This is a genomic window from Salinibacterium sp. NSLL17, assembly GCF_015864935.1.
Taxonomy (GTDB): Bacteria; Actinomycetota; Actinomycetes; order Actinomycetales; family Microbacteriaceae; genus Rhodoglobus.
Genome location: NZ_JADYWH010000001.1, coordinates 1,752,509 through 1,773,535 on the forward strand (window position 1 = coordinate 1,752,509; position 21,027 = coordinate 1,773,535).

The following is a 21,027-nucleotide window of genomic DNA, read 5'->3' on the forward strand; positions in this document are numbered from 1 at the left end:
TGGCGGCTTGTCCGCTCAGTCTTGGGCGAGGATTGCGTAAAGCTTACGGCGCGCATCATCGATGACACTGATGGCTTCTTCCACCTGTTCGGGGTTTCCGGTGCGCATCAGCGGCACAACTGCCTCCGCCAGTTTCGCGGCGGCGTGGGGGAGTGCGGTGGGGCGCGAGGAGTCCTTCGCTTCAGAGTTCTCCCACGGAGCTGGGCGGCCAGCCTGAGCTTCGCCGTGGCCCTTCTCAGTGAGCGTGTAGGTCTTCTTGCCGTCGGCTTCGTGCGCTTCGATCAGGCCTTCGTCCGCGAGCAACTGAAGGGTGGGATATACGGAGCCGGGGCTCGGCTTCCACGCTCCATTACTGCGCTTGTCAATTTCTCGAATGATTTGGTAGCCATGCATCGACTCCTCCGCCAGCAGGGAGAGGATGGCGACGCGAACGTCTCCGCGGCCCATGCGGGGGACTACGCGACGTTCGAACTCGGAGCGCACGTTGTCGAGCGCGTCCCAGAGTCCTTTGCCTGCGTGGTCAAATGCGTCTGCGAACGGACGGCGAGAATCCCGGCCGCCGGTTCCGAATGAGTTGTTCATGCTGATCCTCCAGTCGGTGGATGCGGGGCACGAGCGGCCTCGCCGATACTCAACGATACATCGTTACCATTCGCTCTCCACAAAGCTCAGCGAACCCGAAGCATTCTCGTCGATGGCTGCGGCAACCGAGTCAGTTCGCTGTGATCGTGCAGGTGGGAGGAGTTAACTGGGGGCATGGCAGCTACCGTCTCAGATCAGCTCATCGGCCAACTACAACACGCAGGGGTCACCCGCATCTACGGAATCGCGGGTGACAGCCTCAACCCCATCGTCGACGCGGTGAGGCGCACCGGCGGGTCCGCCAAAGGCGGCATCGATTGGATTCATGTCCGCAACGAAGAGGCCGCAGCATTCGCGGCCAGCGCCGATGCACAACTGACCGGACAGCTCGCGGTCTGCGCCGGCAGCTGCGGGCCTGGCAACCTGCACCTCATCAATGGCCTCTTCGATGCGCACCGCAGTGGAGCGCCGGTGCTGGCAATAGCCAGCCAGATTCCCTCGGCTGAAATCGGCAGCGAATACTTCCAAGAGACTCATCCTGATCGTCTCTTCGTCGAGTGCTCAAACTACCGCGAACTCATCTCAACGGCCGCACAAGCTCCCCGAGTTGTGAACTCCGCACTTCGCCATTCGATTAGTCTCGGCGGAGTTTCCGTCATCACGCTTCCCGGAGACATCGCCGGGCTTGACGCTGTCGGCAGCGCACCACAGCTGGCTCGCCCGGGTATTCCGGTCTTGGCCCCTGCGGCTACCGATGTGGCGTCTCTCGCTGAGGCCATCAATTCATCAGAACGGATCGCGATCTTCGCGGGAGCCGGAGTGGCGGGCACGCACGATGAGGTCGTAGCGTTCGCAGATCTGCTTGCCGCTCCGGTCGGCCACACCCTCCGGGGCAAAGAATGGATCCAGTACGACAACCCGTTCGATGTCGGGATGACCGGAATGTTGGGTTACGGCGCAGCGCACGATGGCATCCACGATGCCGATCTCCTCATCCTGCTCGGCACCGACTTTCCCTACGAACAGTTCTTGCCCGATGGCTCACACGAACGAATCGCTCAAATCGACACGAAGGCAGAGCATTTAGGGCGACGCACCAACGTCGACATCCCTGTCCACGGCGACGTGGCAGCCACTATCTCCGCCGTGACACCGTTGATCACGAACCGCCCCAACCGGAGCTTTCTGGAGAAGACCCTCAAACGTCATCACCGTCTGTTGAATAGCGTGGTTGACGCCTATGCCAAGAATGTCGACAAGAAGATTCCGATTCATCCTGAGTTCGCCGCGTCGCTGCTCGACGATCTCGCCAGCGACGACGCGATCTTCACGGCCGACACGGGCATGTGCAATGTATGGCAAGCCCGCTACATCAACCCCAACGGCCAGCGCCGTCTCATCGGCTCGTTCCTGCACGGCTCGATGGCGAACGCTCTACCTCAGGCCATTGGCGCTCAAATGAGCCACCCTGACCGGCAGGTGATCGCAATGTGCGGTGACGGGGGACTTTCAATGTTGATGGGCGAATTGATTACCGTCGCCGCGCACAAACTGCCGGTAAAGATCGTCGTCTTCAACAACTCAACCCTGGGCATGGTCAAGGTCGAGATGCTTGTTGACGGGTTTCCCGACTTCGGCGTGGATGTTCCGTCCGTTGACTTTGCGGCGGTAGCGAATGCTCTCGGAATCTTTGGCCAGCGAGTAGAAAAGCCCACCGACATCCACTCGGCACTTGAAGCGGCGCTCGCCCACGACGGGCCAGCGCTCGTCGATCTCGTCACCGATCCGCTTGCGCTGTCACTTCCGCCCACCATCACCGGAGAAATGGCCCGTGGATTCGCACTTGCGATGTCGAAAGTTGTCATGAATGGGGGAGCGGGCGAGGCTGTGAAGCTCGCGAAAAGCAACATTCGGTTGCTCCCGGGCGCCCTGTAACCCGGCCATATCAGGCGCCTGCGGAAGCTCCCACGAGTTTCTGCAGGCGCGCATTCTGGCCCGGGTGATCCGTCAGGGCAAAAAAATAGCTCGGACCCATAATCATGGATCCGAGCTATTTCGATGTCTTACGACACCTCGCTGTGCGCGAAGGGGGACTTGAACCCCCACGCCCTTTCGGGCACTAGCACCTCAAGCTAGCGCGTCTACCAATTCCGCCATCCGCGCGCATCTGCGGCGCTACAAGAGCACCGCCGAGATAAGAGAATAGCATCCTTTTTGAGCACCAGATGACGCCATGAATAACCACCAGCGAGAGTCCTGTTTCGGGTATGCCGTGGCGTGCAGATATTTACTGGCGAGACGGCTAGCGTGGGCATATGACTTCTGAGCCAGAACTCGAGCGCACAGCACGCATTGCGCAAGATCTCATCCGTTTTGATACTTCCAACTATGGGGAGGGTCGATCGAACGGCGAGGCTGATGCAGCCGAATACTTGGGTGCGTTGCTCGAGGAGATGGGCCTCACCACTCAATACTTCGATGCTGCCACCGGCCGCACGACGGTCATTGCCAAGGTGAAAGGCAGCTACGACACCGAGTCTTCTGCGCCGCACGCGAAAGAGCGTCCCGCGCTCATTCTGCACGGCCACACGGATGTCGTGCCGGCTGATCCCAAGAACTGGTCAGTAGATCCGTTCGGAGGAATCATCCGCGACGGCCTCCTGTGGGGCCGCGGCGCTGTGGACATGAAGAACATGGATGCCATGATCATCACGGCGCTCGGCGACATCCTGGGTGCCGGCAAGCGCCCCGCTCGCGACCTCACGATCGCCTTCTTCGCTGACGAAGAAAACGGCGGCGAATACGGTTCGCACTTCATGGTCAAGAAGCACCCCGAAATTTTTGCGGGAGCAACCGAAGCCATCAGTGAGGTGGGCGGCTACTCTGTCGATCTCCAGGGCCAACGCGCTTACCTTCTGCAGACGGGCGAAAAGGCTCTTATGTGGATCAAACTCACCGCTCGGGGCATGGCCGCTCACGGCTCGCGCGTTATCAGCGACAACGCTGTCACGAAGCTCGCGGAAGCTATCGCGATCCTTGGCCGCCAAGAGTGGCCAGTGCATCTCACTGACACTACGAAGCTGCTCATCTCTGAGCTCTCGCGCATTCTCGACATTGATCCAGAAGAGGTCGGTCCCGATCAGTTGATTCTGGCTACCGGTACCGCATCCGGGTTCCTGCAGGCGACGTTGCGCACCACAAGCAACCCGACGCTACTGAAGGCCGGCTACAAGCACAACGTTATTCCAGACGTCGCAGAAGCACTCGTCGACATCCGCACTCTTCCCGGCGAAGAGGATGCGGTGCTCGCGCAAGTGCGTGCACTCTTGCCCGATGAGATCGAGATCGAGATGATGCACCGCGACATCGGCCTCGAAACAAGTTTCGATGGGCCCCTCGTCGATGCGATGGTCGCAAGCCTCGGAGTCTTCGATCCCGGTGCCCCTGTTTTGCCGTACCTCATGTCGGGTGGCACGGACAACAAAGCGCTCAAGCTTCTCGACATCACCGGCTATGGTTTTGCTCCGTTGCAGTTGCCGCCCGAGATCGACTTCCCGGGGATGTTCCACGGCGTTGACGAACGTGTGCCGTTGGACGCATTAGTCTTTGGCAGGCAGGTCTTGGGAGACCTGCTTCTCAAGTACTAGTTCTTACCTAAACGGGAGCGTTCCATGGGGTTCATTGAGGCCATAATTCTCGGGCTTGTTCAGGGCCTCACGGAGTTTCTTCCGATCTCTTCGAGCGCCCATTTGCGCATCATGGGCGAGTTTTTGCCCTCCGCGAGCGACCCGGGTGCCACATTCACGGCAATCACCCAGTTGGGCACTGAGCTCGCCGTCATCCTCTTTTTCCGCAAAGATATCGCTCGCATTCTGAGTCGCTGGTTTCAGCAATTCCGAAAGCCTCATGGTTCCCACGGCGAGAAGATCGATCGGAATCATCCGGATGTACGGCTCGGCTGGCTTGTCATCATCGGCACTATTCCCATTGTGCTCGTGGGCTATTTCGCTCAGGAGTACATCCGTTCGACGTTCCGTTCACTCTGGTTGGTTGCCACAGTCCTGATCGTGTTCGGCATCATCTTGGGAATCGCTGACTACCTCGGCAAGCGCACGCGCGCTCTGGAAGACATGAGCTACGGCCATGGCATCACGATCGGCCTTGCCCAGATGCTCGCCTTGGTGCCGGGTGTCTCACGGTCAGGATCGACGATGACAGCGGGCCTCGCTCTCGGCTACACGCGCCCCGCTGCGGCACGCTTTGGCTTCTTACTGGCGATCCCTGCCGTCTTCGGCAGCGGACTCTATGAGCTCGTGCACAGCTTTGGCGAGCCCAACCAAGTATTTACCTATGCAGAAACGGCCGTCGCCACGGTGATTGCATTTTTCGTGGGCTACGTCGTGATCGCAGCGCTTATGCGCTACATCGAAAAGCGTTCGTTCCTGCCGTTTGTCATCTACCGCGTGGTCTTGGGCGTGACGCTGTACGTGCTGCTGTCGCTCAACGTGATTCAGCCGGTCTAGCCGCACTAGAGTTTCGGGCCGGGCTCGTCATGTTGCCCTGGCCCTTTCCACGGTCAGAACACCGAACAGAGCGCGATTAGTCCTTGCCGCGCCACGGCTCGTCGCCGGCGGCACCCGGATCGGGCTTGTCATCGCCGCTTCGCAAGTACTTCTCGAACTCTTGAGCAATTGCTTCACCGCTGGCCGAAGGAGAGTCGACCGTGTCGCGAGCACGTTCGAGCTGCTCGATGTACGACGACATGTCATCGTCTTCACCGGCGAGAGCGTCAATGCCTGTTTCCCAGTCGGTCGCTTCAGTCACGAGATCGCCGCGGGGAATCACAACATCCACAATTTCTTCGAGCTTGTCGATGAGAGCGAGAGTCGCTTTCGGCGATGGTGCGTTGTGCACATAGTGCGGAACGGATGCCCAGATCGACATCGTCGTAATGCCGCTAGCTTCTGCGGCCTGGCCGAGTACCGACAGGATGCCAACGGGGCCTTCGTAACTGCTGCGCTCGATGTCCAATGCGGTGCGAACGGCAGAATTTTCGCTCGACGTGAAGACTGAAATGGGGCGAGTGTGGGGCACATCGGCCAACATCGCTCCGAGGAACACGATCGAGGAGATGCCGTTGTCGACCACGGTCTCGAGGATGTCGCGGGTGAATGTTTTCCAGGAGCGCGAGGGTTCTGTGCCGAGCAAGAGATAGATGTTCGACTGATTGTTGGCGCTCAACTGCAGTTCTGCATCAGCGGCGATACTCTCAGGACGCTCGGCGTTGGGGCGAGACGGGCCGTACATTGTGACCGACGGCCACGTCATGACGCGGTTGCCGTCGTCGTCGTGGGAGAGCACTGGACGGTTGAACTGGTAGTCGAAGTATTCTTCGGGATCGACTTCTGAGATGGGATACACGTCGAGTTGCTCTTTGAGCGATCGCACTGCGCCGCTCGCTGCTTCACCGGCGTCGTTCCACCCCTCGAAGGCGACGACGAGGAGTCGTCCGTTCGCAAATGGGGTGTTAGTCACTGGTCTCCTTGTGGTGCGTGGCAGGAATGTTGTTCAGTCAAGGATAGAACTACGATGGTCCGTTGTGACTCACTCCACTCCGGCGGCCGTCTTGTGGGACATGGACGGCACCCTCATCAACTCCGAACCGTACTGGATTTCTGCGGAAACCACGCTTATCGAATCGTTTGGCGGCACTTGGACGCATGACGATGCCATGGCCTGTGTGGGCAAAGGACTTTTCGAGTCCGCTCGAGTCATGCAGACGAAGGGCGTCACTCTCGACGCCGTCACGATCGTTGACCGTCTCACCGACAGTGTGATGGCGCAACTCAAGGAATCCGGCATCCCGTGGCGACCGGGAGCTCGCGAACTATTGCAAGAACTGCGCACTGCTGGTGTTCCCACCGCAGTCGTCACCATGTCAGTCGGCCGCATGGCTCATCACGTTGTCGAGAACCTGGGCTTTCACGGCTTTGACGCCGTCATCTCCGGGGACGACGTCGAAAATGCTAAACCCCATCCTGAGGCCTACCTCGCGGGCGCGGCGGCACTCGGTGTCGAAATCACCGACTGCGTTGCCATCGAAGATTCCCCTCCCGGTGCCACTTCGGCATTCGCCTCGGGTGCCACTGTCATCGGTGTTCCCTTCATGGTGGACATCCCCGAGGACAAAACCCACGCACTCTGGCCAACTCTTGACGGCCGCACCCTGAACCATCTCTCCGAACTGCACACAAAGGTGACCACGCGATGAGCGACGTATTCCGACGACAGAGTGGCCCCTTCCGCGAAGGGGACCGCGTACAACTCACCGGCCCCAAAGGGCGCCTCAACACGGTGACTCTCGAAGCTGGGGGATCGTTCCACACTCACCGTGGCGTCCTCAGCCACGACGTCATCATCGGTCAGCCGGATGCCAGCGTTGTAACGAGCACCAATGACATCGAATACTTGGCGATGCGCCCGCTGCTCACCGATTTCGTCATGTCGATGCCGCGCGGTGCCGCAATCATTTATCCGAAGGATGCCGCCCAGATCATCGGCCAAGCCGACATCTTCCCTGGCGCCCACGTTGTAGAAGCCGGTGTCGGTTCAGGGGCGCTCTCGCTATGGCTGCTGCGCGCCATTGGCGCGAGCGGACAGTTGAACTCCTTCGAGCGTCGTGAAGAGTTTTCTGAGATCGCTCAATCGAACGTCGAGACCTTCTTAGGCGCGAAACCCACGAACTGGACGGTCACGGTTGGCGACCTGCAGGAGCAGTTGCCGGCATCCGTTGAGCCAGGTTCTGTTGACCGCATCGTGCTGGACATGCTCGCGCCCTGGGAGTGCATCGAGGAGTGCGCCGACGCGCTCACTCCCGGCGGAGTGTTGCTCTGCTACATCGCAACGGTCACCCAGCTGTCTCGTGTCGCGGAGGCGATCCGCGCTACTGGCCTCTTTACGGAGCCCGATTCCAACGAAACGATGGTGCGCGGCTGGCACGTTGAAGGACTCGCCGTTCGCCCAGATCACCGCATGGTCGCCCACACTGGTTTTCTCATGACGGCCCGTCGTCTCGCGCCAGGATCAGTACTGCCCGAGCTCAAGCGTCGCGCCTCAAAGACTGACTTCAAGGACGAAGATGTCGAAGTCTGGACACCCGGAGCGCTCGGCGAACGAAACGCCAGCGCCAAACGTCTCCGCAAGACGGCGCGCGAAGCGAAGGCCGCGGCTGAGGCCGGCGCTTCTGACCGGTAGAGTGTTGGCGATGTCTGTGACGATGAAAAGAGTGTTTGTGCGCAAGCTTGCAGTGGTGGCCCTCAGTGCCGGAGTTGTTGTCTCGTTGGCTGGTTGTGCCAATGGTCCGTTGAGCTTCGCGGACTGCACCCCGGTTTATTCCTCTGGCTCCAATTCCGCGCTCGTGAGTGCTTCTGGCGCTCTCAGCACCGACCCCGAGGCCGAGTTCCCCACTCCGCTTATTTCAACGGATGTCGAGAGCGAGCTCGCTATTGAGGGCGACGGCGATAAGGTCGGCGCTGGTGACATCACGACCCTCCAAATCACGATTTACAGCGGCGAGACCGGCGAACAGCTCATCTCGACCGGACACGACACCGCGGGATTGCGTGTGGCTGTCACCGAGGGTGCACCGCACTTTGGTGACATTGCTCAGTGTGCGACTGTCGGTTCGCGCATTGTGACCACGGGCACGGCAGGCGACATTCTCGGCACAGAGAACATCGCTCAGAACCAGCTTCCGCTCGCCGACGACGACACCATCGTGATGGTGAGCGACGTCGAAAATCGTTATCCCGGCAAGGCAGATGGAGCCAACAAGCTCGCTCCTGCAGGATTCCCCTCCGTTGTGCTGGCTCCGAATGGTCAGCCCGGTTTCACGTTCCCGTCCGGCGATGTGCCGAGTGACCTCATGTTCACGGCGCTGAAGGTAGGCTCTGGCGCGCCTCTCGAAGAGGGCGACGCAGCAGTAATGCACGTGAGCGGAATCGAGTGGGGTGCTGAAAGCACGTTCACCAATAGCTGGGCAGAATCTGGCGTTCCCGGAACCTTCCTCGTAACGGGCACAGAGACCGCCGATTCGAGCCTCCCTCCCGGACTCACCGAAGCCCTCATCGGCCAGACTGTTGGCTCGCAGGTGCTCGTCGTGTTGCCCGCGGATGTCGGCTTCGCCGCTGATGCCTTGCCGACTGGCGTCACGAGCGGCGCCACCCTCGTCTTCGTATTCGACATCCTCGGAATTCAAGAGCAGTAACCGCAACCCACGACACGGCCGGGTGTCAGAGACATAGGATTTGACTCGTGCCAACACCGAAAGTACCCAACGAAGAACGGCTCTTTAGCCTCGTTTTGGCGTTGCTTTCCACCGAAAATGGGCTCACAAAGAGTGAGATCCTGTCGACGGTGCAGGGCTATCGCCAACGCTTCGTACACTCGGGGGATAACGCGAACCTTGAGCGCCAGTTTGAGCGCGATAAGGACGACATTCGCGAGCTTGGGGTTCCGCTCGAAACGATCGAGCCTCCCGAGCAAGCGGGCAACAACCAGAATCTTCGCTACCGCATCCCTCGCGTCGACTACGAACTTCCCGAGGACATCAAGTTTTCGGCGGAGGAATCCACGCTTCTCGGTCTCGCCGCGATGGTGTGGCGTGAGGGTTCTCTCTCTGAGGGTTCACGCCGTGCCATGGTGAAACTCCGATCGCTCGGCATCGAGACGGCGGAGCCGGTCCTCAGCTACGCGCCACAATTGCGGGTGCGCGATGCATCCTTCGAACCGCTCCGCGAAGCGATGGATCGGCGCGTGCTTGTCAGCTTCGAGTATTTGAAGCCGGGGGAGCAGTCATCGACTACTCGGCTCGTGGCGCCACTCGCGCTCGTGCAACATCAGGGCCGCTGGCACCTGTATGCCAAAGACCCGAAGACGGAACAGTTCAAGACGTTCCTCTTGCGACGCATCGTCAGCGACATCCAGCGCAGTAAAAAGACATTCGACTACGTAACGGATGACGCCGCTGCTCAGGCCTTGTCTGGGCTTGAGCAGGTCTGGCAGTCCAACGTCGCTGTGCTGCGGGTGGAACCCGGCACCGACGCCGCTACTCGTCTGGGCAAACGTCGCGGAGCGGTGTTGCAGCCGGATTGCATGCTTGAGGTCAACTTCACTGACGTCAACATCATGGCCGACGAGCTCGCCAGTTTTGGGCCCGAGGTTGTTGCAGTGTCTCCGCCCCATTTGCGGTCCGCCGTTATTGAACGACTCACGAGAACGGTGGCAGACCATGGCTAAGAAAATTCCGCCGCTGCGCGCTCAAGACAAGCTGGTCTTTTTGCTCGCGCTCGTGCCTTATCTCATGGACCGTGACCGCGTCAGTGTCGCAGAAACAGCTCTTCACTTTGGCGTGCCCGAGCAGAACATTCGCGACGCAGTGCGACTCATCGCGGTTTCAGGAATCCCTGGCGATACCGCTACCTATCAGGCAGGCGATCTCTTCGATATTGCCTGGGACGACTTCGAAGATAACGACCAGATCGTGTTGACGCACCTGGTCGCTATCGATGACACGCCACGTTTCTCCGCTCGTGAAGCGTCTGCGCTCATCGCGGGCTTGCAGTACCTCTCGAGCCTGCCCGAGCATGCTGATCGCGAAGCTATCGCAACCCTCACCTCGAAGCTGTCACGGGGAGCATCCGCGCAACCAACGGCCGTCGCGGTGGAGTCGAGCGCGCTCGACGAGACGCTTGCCCTCATCCGTGAGTCCGTAGCAGCGGGTACCCAAATTGAGTTTGACTATCGCAACTCGCGCGGCGAGTCCGAGCGGCGCCGGATTGACCCGCTCCGGGTTGAATCAGTGGACGCGGACTGGTACGTGCGTGGCTTGTGCCATTCACGGGAGGATGTGCGCACCTTCCGTCTCGACCGCATCTCCAAACCGGCGATGACAACCGAGGCGATCACGCACACTGCTGGCGATGTGAACTTGCCGGAAACGCTCTTCGATACTTCTGCCGAAGACATTGAGGTCACCGTCGAAGTGGCCCGGAGCGCCATCGGCCTGCTGGGGGACTACGTGCCAGAAGATGCTGTTCTGGTACCCGCGGGGGATCGCGTACGCACGGTGGTTCGTGTTCCCCACTTTCACGGTCTCAAGCGACTCATCGCTGGCCTCCCCGGCGTCGTAACCGTCGTGGCGCCCGACGAGGCCCGACGTGCGGTAGCGGGCTGGGCCCAGGCTGGGTCCGACCTCTACGCGGAACAGCGATAGGTGCCGCGATGATTGCATGGTGGGGCTGGCTGCTCATCTGGGTGGGGCTCGTACTCATCTTGGTCGCGATGCTGGGCGTTGTTGCGTGGATCTTGTTCCGTAAGGCAATGGTTCTGATGAAGGATCTTTCGGATGTCGTCGAGAAGACGTCGATTCTGGATGTCGAGTCGGAGAAACTCAGCAAGCCACAAGTGGCAATTCTCACCGAGATGGTGGAGATTCGCGATCGCCATGAAGCGCACAAGCGCCAGCGCGCTGAAGTCAAGCTCGCTAGGCACGAACGCCGCATTGCTCGCGCTAAGACAATCACTAAGCGCGACGCTTTTCAGATGCAGTGGCCCAAGGAGTGGTCATAGGTGGGCTGGGTCTTTGCTGCTGGCCTGATTCTCATCGCTCTGCTCTGGTTCGCAACGTGGTTGCGACGCCGGACTATCCGGGCGTATTTGCTCACGGCCGGCGCGCAGACAGCGGGCATCAGTAGCGAGTATCGCCGCCGACGGCGAGCTCCCCGCATTGCGGTGCGCTACACCGACAGCGCGGGAATCGAGCGAGTAGTCGTGAAGTCGTTGGTGAGCGCGGGCGATGCGCAATTGCTCGCGAAACCCGCCGTGGTGCTGTACCACCCCAAGCATCGCAGCCGTTCTGATTACGTTCTTCTCGGCTTTGGGCGACAGCCTCAACGGTGGTTCCCCGTTGAGTTCGCACCGCGCGAACCATCAGCCCGATAACGGTTCATTGTTCGGCGCATCACGGCAAATCTAGGTATGATTGGCCAACGCAGCCTTCGATTTTTAAGGAAGTTCTCCATGCTCGGCAATCTCAGCGGTTGGCACCTCGTTATTCTCTTGGTCGTCATCCTCTTGCTCTTCGGCGCACCGAAACTTCCTGGGCTCGCGCGCAGTCTCGGCCAGTCAATGCGCATCTTCCGCAGCGAGGTCAAGACGATGAAAGACGAGAACAGTTCCGATTCCCCAGCCGACACTTCGGCGGATTCGAACAGCGACACTCCTCCTAAGTCCTAGCCCCTATGGCAGTTCGCGCCGAGAGGTGGCGTTCCAAGAGTGAAGAACGGATGTCACTCGGCGCGCACCTCGTAGAGCTCAAGAAGCGGTTGTTCATTTCCGCGATTGCGATCATTGTGACCGCTATCGCAGGTTTTATCTTTGCGAATTTCTTTATCGACGCCTTGCGCGCACCGATTACCAACATCGCTGACGCAACCGGCCGCGGTGCCGCTCTCAACTATGACGCGGTAACTCAAGCATTCGATATCCGTATGCAGATCGCGTTCACGGTGGCGATCGTCGCCGCAAGCCCGGTGTGGCTGTACCAAGTCTGGGCGTTTTTGGTTCCCGGCCTTGTGCGCAAAGAAAAGCAATATGCAATTGGCTTTTTAGCAACCGCGATTCCCCTGTTTCTCGCAGGGTGTGCCGCCGGCTGGTATGTAATGCCGAACATCATCACGCTCATGTTGGGCTTCGCGGGTGACCAAGATCTCTCCAATCTGAACGCAAAGTACTACTACGACTTCATCGTGAAGCTGCTGCTCTCGGTTGGGATCGCTTTCGTATTGCCCGTTTTTGTGGTGCTTCTCAACTTGGTGGGGGTGCTGTCGGCGAATGCAATTCTCAAGGGGTGGCGCGTCGCCATTTTGACGATCTGCATCTTCACCGCAATCGCTACGCCTGCCGCCGACGTCATTTCAATGTTCCTGCTCGCCATTCCGATGATCATTCTCTACTTCATCGCAGCACTGATTGCGTGGCTTCATGATCGACGTGCGGCCAAGAAAGCTGCCGCCGTTGACGCCGAGTTGCGAGCAGAAGGCTAAGCAATCACCGTTTAGGCTGTAGTCAATGACTGAACTGTCTCCCGCCGAACGGTACGCCGCGGCAAAGAAGCGTCGGGGATACCCCGTTCTTGAAGCCTTTCGCGCCAGCCAGCGCTTCGATCTCGATGAGTTTCAGATCTCAGCCTGCCAAGTTGTCGAAGACGACAAGAGCGTTCTCGTCGCTGCTCCGACTGGAGCTGGCAAGACGATCATCGCTGAGTTCGCTATCTACCGCGCCATGCAACTCGATGGGCCGAAGGTGTTCTACACGGCGCCGATGAAAGCGCTGAGCAATCAGAAATTTCAGGAGCTCGTCGCCGAGTACGGCCCCGAGAACGTAGGGCTGCTCACCGGTGACACAAACGTCAATGCCAGCGCGCGCATTGTGGTCATGACCACCGAAGTGCTGCGCAACATGCTCTACGCCAAGTCTGACCTGCTGAAGAACCTCAGCACGGTCGTGATGGATGAGGTGCACTTCCTGGGCGATCGCTTCCGCGGCGCCGTGTGGGAAGAAGTGATCATCCATTTGCCTGAGGACGTCCACATGGTCTCGCTGAGCGCGACTGTGTCGAACGCTGAGGAGTTTGGTGACTGGCTGCAGGCCGTTCGGGGCGATACCGAAGTAATCGTCTCAGAAGACCGCCCAGTGCCTCTGGAGCAGCATGTGCTCGTGGGCACGAAGCTCATTGACCTCTTCGACTCGTCAGGCTTGGCCGCAACGAACCGCGTGAATCCAGAACTCGCGCAGATGGCGCGCTTCGGTGGTCGAAGCCAGAGTGTCGGCAATCGCAGAAAGAGCAGTCGCCATGACTCTCGTGGCGGTCGCCCGGCACGTTCTCGCATGGATCGCGCCGATGTCGTCGCAATGCTGTCGTCAAAGAATCTTGTGCCAGCCATTTTCTTCATTTTCAGTCGCATGGGCTGTGATCAGGCGGTGAATCAAGTGTTGCGCGCGGGCGTTCGCCTGACGACGTCCGAGGAGCGCGACGAGATTCGCGAGATCGTGGAGGCTCGCTGCCGCACGCTTCTCGATGAAGATCTGGCTGTTCTCGGCTATTGGGATTGGCTGAGCGGTCTCGAGCGGGGCGTTGCCGCCCATCATGCTGGCCTTCTTCCCGCATTCAAAGAGGTCGTCGAAGAACTTTTCCAAAAGAAGCTTGTCAAGGCTGTTTTTGCGACAGAGACGCTCGCGCTCGGCATCAACATGCCGGCCCGCACCGTTGTGCTCGAAAAGCTTGAGAAGTTCAACGGCGAAGCCCGCGTTCCGATTACTCCGGGGGAGTACACCCAGCTCACCGGTCGTGCCGGCCGTCGCGGCATCGACATCGAGGGTCACTCCGTCATCCAGTGGGTGGACGGGCTCGACCCGCAGGCGGTGGCATCCCTCGCGTCACGCCGCACCTACCCGTTGAACTCGAGCTTCAAGCCGACCTACAACATGGCCGTGAACCTCATCGAGCTGTTCGGTCGGGAGCACACTCGCGAGATTCTGGAATCGAGTTTCGCGCAATTCCAAGCCGACCGCGCTGTCGTTGATTTGGCTCGCAAGGTTCGTTCGCAGAAGAACTCGCTCGACGGATATGCCAAGTCAATGGAATGCCACTTGGGCGACTTTGGCGAGTACTCCCGCATCCGTCGTGAACTCAATGATCTTGAAAAGAAGTCGCAGCCCAAGAACGATGCGGGGCACCGCGCCGAGCGAGAACGGCGTCAGCGCAAGCTCGCCGATCTGCGTCGCCAGATGCGCAAACACGAGTGCCATGCCTGTCCAGAGCGCGAATCTCACGCACGCTGGGCCGAACGCTGGTGGCGCCTGAAGCGCGAGACGGATCAGCTGACTCGTCAGATTCAGAACCGCACAGGAGCGGTTGCCAAGATCTTCGACCGCGTCACCGATGTGTTGACCAAGCTCGGTTACATCGAGCCGGGAGCCAACGGTGAAATGACGATCAACTCCTACGGCCGCACGCTGCGACGCATCTATGGAGAACGCGACCTCCTCGTTGCCGAATCACTGCGACACGGGTTCTGGAACGAGCTCGACGCCCCCTCTTTGGCCGCTATGGCTACGACGCTGGTGTACGAGCCCCGTCGCGACGAAGGTGACCTCAGCGATCGTTACCTCCCGCGTGGTGCCTTCCGTGAGGCCTTCGACAAGACGACCACGCTGTGGGCAGAGCTCGACGATCTCGAGCGTGACAACCGTCTCCCCGGCAGCCAACCACTCGCGGCTGGGCTCGCGCTCGCTATGTACCGCTGGGCGAATGGAGCCAACCTTGACTCCGTGCTCGATCTCGCGGATATGGCTGCGGGTGACTTTGTGCGCGTCACCAAACAAACAATCGACCTTCTTGACCAGCTCTCGGTCGTCGCTGATGGCAATGTCGGCCCGACCGCGCGCAAGGCGCTCGACGGCATCCGTCGCGGAATCGTCGCCTACAGTTCTGTCGCTTAGGCTCGAACGCGTGATGCCCGATAAACCCGTTGCTGTGCTGCCCTTCTGGGCTGCGATTGTAGTTGCACTGGCATCCGGCCCCATTTTGGATGCAGGGTTCCCAGACAAGAGCGTCTGGCCGATGACCTTTGTCGGCATCGCGCTCGTGCTCATCGCCCTTCGCGGGCGGAGCTCCCGTGGGGCATTTCTCGTCGGTTTCCTTGGCGGAATGGCGTTCTATTTGACGCACATCTCCTGGGCATCTCTCTTTTTGGGCCCTGTGCCGATGCTGGCACTCTCGTTTCTTGAGTCGCTGTTCGTCGCGCTCGGCGGGCTCGCAATCACCCTGGCCTATCGCTGGTTGCCGCGCGCTTTTGGAGCGGGCTGGGGAGCAACGCTGGGCCTCGCCGTTGTGGTTTCAGGACTCTGGACGGCGCGCGAAGCGTGGATGAGCGTCTGGCCCTATGGCGGCTTCTCCTGGGGCCGCGTTGCTCTATCTCAATCGGAGAGCCCGCTTGCAGCCCTCTTCCCGTGGCTCGGCGTCTCGGGCGTCAGCTTCGTAATGGTTCTTGTTGTCGCGCTTTCGCTTGCCGCCGCCGAATACACCTGGCGTCACTACCGCGAACTTCCCTTGGATGAACGCGCCCAGCACCTCTCGCGGGCGCTACGCACCGCCTTCATACCGGTAACGGTCGTCACTCTGCTGCTGAACACACCCTCGTGGCACGCGACCCTCGACGGAACACTCCGCGTCGGCGCAGTCCAAGGAAATGGAAAAGCCGCCTATTTCGACGAGCGCGACCGCGGTGACCTACTTCAGGCGCAACTCACCGCCACCGAGCCGCTCTACGGCCAGGATCTCGATCTCGTGGTGTGGCCCGAGGGCGGCACCGATCTCTCGCCGCTGAGCAATAGTTACGCGGCAGCAGCCTTCGATTACGTCGTCGATAACGCCAATGCACCGCTGATTTCCGGCGACATCACCGAGCGTGACGGAAACATCTATAACAGTCAGTTGTTGTGGATGCCGGGGGAGGGCGTCGTCGATATTTACGACAAACGCCATCCCGTTCCCTTTGGCGAGTATGTCCCCAACCGCGAGATCTGGGAGCAGTTTGCGCCCGACCTCATCGGGCTCATTGGGCGCGACTATTCAATCGGCAGCACCGATATGGTCTTCGATGTGAACGGTGTGACCCTCGGCGTCAACATCTGTTTCGACATCGTCGACGACCAGATCCTTACAGAGTCCGTCGAAGAGGGCGCTCAGCTCATCATCGCGTCCTCCAACAACGCGGATTTCGGCCGCACCGATGAGAGCGCCCAACAGCTGGCGATGGCCCGCATTCGCGCGCTCGAACTCGGCCGCAGTGTCGTCAATATCTCGACTGTCGGTTTGAGCGCGATCATCGCCCCCGACGGAACCACAATTGCTGAAGTACCGTGGTACACGGCGGCCACCATGGTCGAAGACGTGCCGCTCTCCACCAGCATCACTCCGGCCGTTGTCTGGGGTCGCGAGCTCGAGTGGCTCGTGTCAGGAATAGGGCTCGGCGCACTCATCGTCGCAGCAGTGGCCGGTCGGAGAAAAAATGCCTAACGTCGTCGTGGTCGTCCCGACCTATAACGAGATCGAGAACATTTCCGCGATCGTTGGTCGGCTCCGGCAAGCAGTGCCACGAGCCCACGTTCTCGTGGTCGATGATTCGAGCCCTGACGGCACGGGGGAGCGCGCCGAAGAGCTCGCCGCCGCCGATCCGGGCATCACTGTGCTGCACCGCGCCAAGAAAGAGGGACTCGGCAAGGCCTACCTCGCCGGCTTTGCGCTGGCCCTTGAGCGCGGTTATGACTACATCGCGGAGATAGACGCCGATGGTTCCCATGATCCGTCTGATCTTCCGGCGATGATTGCTCTCGCCAAAGCAGGCAACGATCTTGTCATCGGTTCCCGCTGGGTGCCCGGCGGTTCCGTCAAGAACTGGCCATGGTTTCGGCACACCATTTCGCAAACGGGGAACGCCTATGCCCGCACGGTGCTGCACTCCGACATCCGGGACATCACGGCAGGGTTCAGAGTGTTTCGCGCGAGCGCGCTGCGAGAGCTAGGCCTCGACGGTGTCTCGTCGCAGGGCTACTGCTTTCAAGTAGAAATGGCCTGGAACTTGGAACGTGCGGGCTACCGAGTGGCGGAGCATCCGATCACGTTCGTTGAGCGCTCAACAGGTCGATCAAAAATGCATGCAGGAATTGTTGCAGAAGCACTGCTCAGGGTCACCGGCTGGGGAATAGCGGCGACCCTGAATGCAGCACGTCGTTAGTTAGGCGCCGATCTTCTGCTGGCCGCGACGGGCACGCAAGAAGTCGAGACGCTCTTGAAGAAGCTCTTCTAATTCGGGGCGGGTGCGACGTTCGAGAAGCATGTCCCAGTGGCTACGGGGAACCTTCACGTCGACCTCATCGAGTTCTACCAGCTCGCCGTTGTCATCGAGGAGTGTTCCTTCGTGACCCGTCTTGGCGTCAAGCCACTGCTGGGGAACTTCGGCGTCAGACGAGAACATCACTTCAAACGTGGTGCCGTCGGCCGCCTTGTATACGCTCTTTTTCCGCGGGGAAAACTCGACACCCTCTTCGCTCTGTAAGCTCTGGGTACCAAGTCTCATGCCGCGCAAGCTGCGATCTGCCATCGTGTGGCCTCCTTCAATTCGCGGTTTCTACAAGTAATAAACCCTCTTGCTGAACGTATGCTTCCAAGGGCGCACTGTTCACAGCGACTTGTCAGCATTTGCCAACATTTTCGCTGCCCAGAAGTGGAGTGTGCGCCGCCTTGATCAGGCGCGCGATTTCACAACTTCGAGGGCGAGGTCTGCTCGATCGGTGACGATTCCATCGACACCGAGGTCGAGCAGGTGACGCATTCGCTGCGGTTCATTGATCGTCCAGACGTGCATCTCGAGTCCGAGAGTGTGCACGCGGTCGATCATCCGCTGAGTGGTCACACGCAACCCTAGTGCCTTCTCGGGTACTTGGATGGCAACCAGTCCACTGAGCGCGCGGCGAACGGCGGGCGAAATTCCGGTCTTGGCGCTCAGTAGCGCCAGAATGAAACGTCGAGCGGATGCCGAACTCGCCACTCCTGGCAATTGTTCGACTGTGGCGGCACGGCGGGCTTCATCGAATGAAGTCACGAGCACTCGATCGATCGCGTGGATATCGCGGATCGCGCGCGCGGCGGGAAGCACCGCGCCTTTGTTCTTGACGTCGATATTGAAGCGAGTCTCGGGAAAGGCATCGAGAGCCTCTCCCAACGAGCAGAAGCCTTGACCTTCGCCCAGATCAATTCGCCGCAACTCTGTCATCGTGAGCTGATCGACCATGATGTTCCGGCCGGCGACGCGAGTGAGACTCGGGTCGTGAGCGACCACAGCTACACCGTCGAGGCTGACGTGAACATCCGTCTCGATGTAGTGCGCACCCACCGCGACAGCTTTCGCGAACGCAAGGAGCGTGTTCTCGGGTGCTTCCACCGCAAGCCCCCGGTGCGCGAGCACTCGGGGGCGAGCGGGGGAGAGGAACGACGAGTTGGCGCTAACGCGCGACTGGTCCTTTGCCACTAAAGAATCCTTCACCAATGCCCTTGAGCGCTTCCGTCAGTTCAGACGGGATAATCCACATCTTGTTGGAATCACCTTCTGCAATCTTAGGCAGCGTCTGGAGGTACTCGTACGCCAGCAGCTTCGGGTCGGGGTCGCCCTCATGAATCGCGGCGAAGACGGTCTTGATCGCAGCAGCTTCACCATCCGCACGCAGCACAGCAGCTTTCGCTTCACCCTCAGCCTCAAGGATCGCTGCCTGACGCGAACCTTCCGCTTCGAGAATCGCGGCCTGCTTGGTTCCCTCGGCGGTCAAGATCTGCGCACGGCGGTCGCGCTCGGCACGCATCTGCTTTTCCATCGAATCTTGGATCGAGAGGGGCGGGTCAATGGCCTTGAGCTCGACGCGACCCACGCGAATGCCCCACTTGCCTGTTGCTTCATCGAGAACAACGCGCAGTTGCGAGTTGATGTTGTCGCGGCTCGTGAGCGCCTGCTCAAGGTTGAGGCCACCGACGACGTTTCGCAGCGTCGTGGTCGTCAACTGTTCAACGGCCCCGAGATAGTTGCCGATCTCGTAGGTCGCGGCACGGGCATCCGTTACTTGGAAGAAGACGACGGTGTCAATGGAGACGACGAGGTTGTCTTCGGTAATAACGGGCTGCGGGGGGAACGAGACGACCTGTTCTCGCAGGTCGATGAGGGGCAGCATTCGGTCGATAAAAGGAACAAGGATGTTGAGGCCCGGCAGCAAGGTCTTGCGGTACTTGCCGAGGCGTTCGACGACTCCGGCACGCGCCTGCGGAACAATGCGGATTGCACGGAACAACGTGACGATCACGAAGATCGCCAGAACGACGAGCAGAATAATCACAAAGATCTGGCCTATGAAGCCAGCAGGATCAGTCACTTTTCTTCCTTTCTCGGCGATTTTGTAGACGCACGAGGTTGAGTGGAGCCGGGTTTGGCAGATTCAAGAACGACAACGGCCATGGCACCTTCGATGGCCGTGACCGAAATTCGCTTGCCGACGGGAACCGCCGACGGTGGCGAGCTGTCTCCGATGCGGGCAGTCCAGGTTTCGCCATTGTCGAGTTTGACTTCGCCAATGCCATTGGCGAAGGGGCCTGTTACGCGACCGCCGAGATCATAGAGAGCGTCGACGTTGCTCTTTGCAGGGTCGGATCCCTTTTCGAGATTCATCAGCAAAACCGGCCTGATGGTGAAGATGAGAAGGCCAGAGATCGCTGCGGCGAGAGCGATCTGGATGTACCACGGCCAGCCGAGAAGGTTGGAGCCGAGCCCACCGATGAGAGTGCCCGCGGAGATCATGAGGAACGTGAATTCGAGAGTCATGACTTCGATCACGATGAACAACACGACGAGGGCAAGCCAGAGAATCCAGAGGTACTGGGTCAGATCAATAAGCATTGTTCCGGCGCCCTTCATCGTTGCGCGGTTCGACAAATCTTCAGTCTCGACGCTAGCACTTACCTCACTGCACAGCACGGCATTGACCGCTAAAGTCGTAGGGTGAACAGCGATAATTCGAATCCTCTGGCAGCCCACTCGCTCGATGGCGCTCGCGCGCTCATCACTGGTTCTTCGCGGGGGATTGGCGCCGATACGGCCGCCTACTTCGCCGAAGCGGGCGCCCGCGTTGCCGTGAACTACCGCAACAAAGAGGCTCGCGCCCTCAAGCTTGTCGCTCAGCTCAACGAGACTGACGGTTCGGCGATTGCCATTGGCGCCGACCTCACTGACCCCGAGACTGTTTCTGCCCTGTTCGAGACGGTGAAGACTGAGTTCGGCGGGCTCGAGATTCTGGTGCTCAATGCCTCCGGCGGCATGGAGGGTGGCATGGCTGAGGACTACGCCATGCAGCTCAACCGCGACGCTCAAGTCAATTTCTTGAAGACCATGATGCCGCTGCTCCACGAAGGTTCACGCGTTGTCTTCGTCACTAGCCACCAGGCGCACTTCATCCGCACCGTTGAGACGATGCCCGAATACGTTCCGGTCGCGCTGAGCAAGCGTGCCGGCGAGGATGCCCTGCGCGAATTGATCCCTGAGCTTGAGGCTAAGGGCATCGGCTTTGTCGTTGTCTCGGGCGACATGATTGAGGGAACGATCACCGCGACGCTGCTGCAGCGCGCCAACCCTGGAGCGATCGAGGCTCGCAAAGAGGCTGCTGGCCGCCTGTACAACGTGAGCGAGTTCGCCGCCGAGGTTGCTTCTGCTGCCGTTGAGCCTGTGCCCGAGAACAACACTCGCTACGTCGGCGACGTCTCAGACTTTCTGAACAAGTAGCGAC

22 protein-coding genes and 1 tRNA gene are annotated in these 21,027 nt (G+C 59.8%); 16 read left to right on the forward strand and 7 right to left on the reverse strand.

The features are described from left to right. Window positions 1–15: 15 nt before the first annotated feature. Window positions 16–582, reverse strand: a complete 567-nt coding sequence (locus I6E51_RS08495) for a PadR family transcriptional regulator (protein WP_197105598.1) — start codon at window positions 580–582, stop codon at window positions 16–18. Between the two features lie 174 nt (window positions 583–756). Between I6E51_RS08495 and I6E51_RS08500 the strand changes: the two genes are divergently transcribed. Next, a complete protein-coding gene (locus I6E51_RS08500) occupies window positions 757–2,517 on the forward strand; it encodes a pyruvate dehydrogenase (protein ID WP_197109961.1) in 1,761 nt (586 codons plus the stop codon). 144 nt (window positions 2,518–2,661) lie between these two features. On the opposite strand, the gene I6E51_RS08505 is transcribed toward I6E51_RS08500, so the two are convergent. Then, window positions 2,662–2,745, reverse strand: a tRNA-Leu gene (locus I6E51_RS08505). A 152-nt stretch (window positions 2,746–2,897) separates the two neighbouring features. Here I6E51_RS08505 and I6E51_RS08510 point away from each other — a divergent pair. Then, entirely contained in the window at window positions 2,898–4,229 is a 1,332-nt protein-coding gene (locus I6E51_RS08510) for a M20/M25/M40 family metallo-hydrolase (protein WP_197109962.1), read from the forward strand. A gap of 24 nt (window positions 4,230–4,253) precedes the next feature. Further along, window positions 4,254–5,105, forward strand: a complete 852-nt coding sequence (locus I6E51_RS08515; protein ID WP_197105595.1) for an undecaprenyl-diphosphate phosphatase — start codon at window positions 4,254–4,256, stop codon at window positions 5,103–5,105. Between the two features lie 76 nt (window positions 5,106–5,181). On the opposite strand, the gene I6E51_RS08520 is transcribed toward I6E51_RS08515, so the two are convergent. Next, window positions 5,182–6,117, reverse strand: coding sequence for a proteasome assembly chaperone family protein (locus I6E51_RS08520; protein ID WP_197109963.1), 936 nt, complete (start codon window positions 6,115–6,117; stop codon window positions 5,182–5,184). 64 nt (window positions 6,118–6,181) lie between these two features. Here I6E51_RS08520 and I6E51_RS08525 point away from each other — a divergent pair, with 64 nt between their 5' ends. From I6E51_RS08525 to I6E51_RS08580, 12 genes are all read left to right on the forward strand, one after another. Then, window positions 6,182–6,853 (forward strand): HAD family phosphatase, encoded by a 672-nt coding sequence (locus I6E51_RS08525; protein WP_307783880.1) that lies wholly within the window; start codon window positions 6,182–6,184, stop codon window positions 6,851–6,853. Beyond that, the gene (locus tag I6E51_RS08530) at window positions 6,850–7,836 is read left to right on the forward strand and encodes a tRNA (adenine-N1)-methyltransferase (protein WP_197105593.1); all 987 of its coding nucleotides are present in this window, start codon (window positions 6,850–6,852) and stop codon (window positions 7,834–7,836) included. Before I6E51_RS08525 ends, I6E51_RS08530 begins: the two co-directional genes overlap by 4 nt. 22 nt (window positions 7,837–7,858) lie before the next feature. After that, window positions 7,859–8,848 carry an FKBP-type peptidyl-prolyl cis-trans isomerase gene (locus tag I6E51_RS08535; RefSeq protein ID WP_231599990.1) on the forward strand — a complete coding sequence of 330 codons (990 nt, stop codon included), beginning with the start codon at window positions 7,859–7,861 and terminating at the stop codon, window positions 8,846–8,848. Between the two features lie 47 nt (window positions 8,849–8,895). Continuing rightward, window positions 8,896–9,879, forward strand: a complete 984-nt coding sequence (locus I6E51_RS08540) for a YafY family protein (RefSeq protein WP_197109964.1) — start codon at window positions 8,896–8,898, stop codon at window positions 9,877–9,879. Then, entirely contained in the window at window positions 9,872–10,855 is a 984-nt protein-coding gene (locus tag I6E51_RS08545; protein ID WP_197109965.1) for a YafY family protein, read from the forward strand. The genes I6E51_RS08540 and I6E51_RS08545 overlap by 8 nt, the downstream gene beginning before the upstream one ends. Window positions 10,856–10,863: 8 nt before the next feature. Beyond that, window positions 10,864–11,211: a hypothetical protein gene (locus I6E51_RS08550; RefSeq protein ID WP_197109966.1), complete on the forward strand. Its 348-nt coding sequence runs from the start codon at window positions 10,864–10,866 to the stop codon at window positions 11,209–11,211. After that, window positions 11,212–11,583 (forward strand): hypothetical protein, encoded by a 372-nt coding sequence (locus I6E51_RS08555; RefSeq protein ID WP_197105589.1) that lies wholly within the window; start codon window positions 11,212–11,214, stop codon window positions 11,581–11,583. It begins immediately after the preceding gene. Between the two features lie 78 nt (window positions 11,584–11,661). Next, window positions 11,662–11,877, forward strand: a complete 216-nt coding sequence (gene tatA, locus I6E51_RS08560) for a Sec-independent protein translocase subunit TatA (protein ID WP_197105588.1) — start codon at window positions 11,662–11,664, stop codon at window positions 11,875–11,877. Between the two features lie 50 nt (window positions 11,878–11,927). Next, window positions 11,928–12,686, forward strand: coding sequence for a twin-arginine translocase subunit TatC (gene tatC / locus I6E51_RS08565; protein ID WP_197105587.1), 759 nt, complete (start codon window positions 11,928–11,930; stop codon window positions 12,684–12,686). Window positions 12,687–12,711: 25 nt separating this feature from the next. Then, window positions 12,712–15,144 carry an RNA helicase gene (locus tag I6E51_RS08570; protein WP_197105586.1) on the forward strand — a complete coding sequence of 811 codons (2,433 nt, stop codon included), beginning with the start codon at window positions 12,712–12,714 and terminating at the stop codon, window positions 15,142–15,144. Between the two features lie 13 nt (window positions 15,145–15,157). Continuing rightward, entirely contained in the window at window positions 15,158–16,723 is a 1,566-nt protein-coding gene (gene lnt / locus I6E51_RS08575; protein ID WP_197110175.1) for an apolipoprotein N-acyltransferase, read from the forward strand. After that, window positions 16,716–17,441: a polyprenol monophosphomannose synthase gene (locus tag I6E51_RS08580; protein WP_197109967.1), complete on the forward strand. Its 726-nt coding sequence runs from the start codon at window positions 16,716–16,718 to the stop codon at window positions 17,439–17,441. Before lnt ends, I6E51_RS08580 begins: the two co-directional genes overlap by 8 nt. On the opposite strand, the gene I6E51_RS08585 is transcribed toward I6E51_RS08580, so the two are convergent. The 4 genes from I6E51_RS08585 to I6E51_RS08600 all read right to left on the reverse strand — a co-directional run bounded on the left by I6E51_RS08585 (window position 17,442) and on the right by I6E51_RS08600 (window position 20,180). Further along, entirely contained in the window at window positions 17,442–17,807 is a 366-nt protein-coding gene (locus I6E51_RS08585) for an RNA polymerase-binding protein RbpA (protein WP_197105583.1), read from the reverse strand. Window positions 17,808–17,951: 144 nt separating this feature from the next. Beyond that, window positions 17,952–18,734, reverse strand: a complete 783-nt coding sequence (locus I6E51_RS08590) for a glycerophosphodiester phosphodiesterase family protein (protein ID WP_197109968.1) — start codon at window positions 18,732–18,734, stop codon at window positions 17,952–17,954. After that, complete coding sequence (locus I6E51_RS08595; protein ID WP_197105581.1) at window positions 18,709–19,623, reverse strand: SPFH domain-containing protein; 915 nt, start codon at window positions 19,621–19,623, stop codon at window positions 18,709–18,711. Before I6E51_RS08595 ends, I6E51_RS08590 begins: the two co-directional genes overlap by 26 nt. Continuing rightward, entirely contained in the window at window positions 19,620–20,180 is a 561-nt protein-coding gene (locus I6E51_RS08600) for an NfeD family protein (protein ID WP_231599700.1), read from the reverse strand. Before I6E51_RS08600 ends, I6E51_RS08595 begins: the two co-directional genes overlap by 4 nt. Before the next feature lie 66 nt (window positions 20,181–20,246). Here I6E51_RS08600 and I6E51_RS08605 point away from each other — a divergent pair, with 66 nt between their 5' ends. Further along, a complete protein-coding gene (locus I6E51_RS08605; RefSeq protein ID WP_197109969.1) occupies window positions 20,247–21,023 on the forward strand; it encodes an SDR family oxidoreductase in 777 nt (258 codons plus the stop codon). Window positions 21,024–21,027 lie beyond the last annotated feature (4 nt).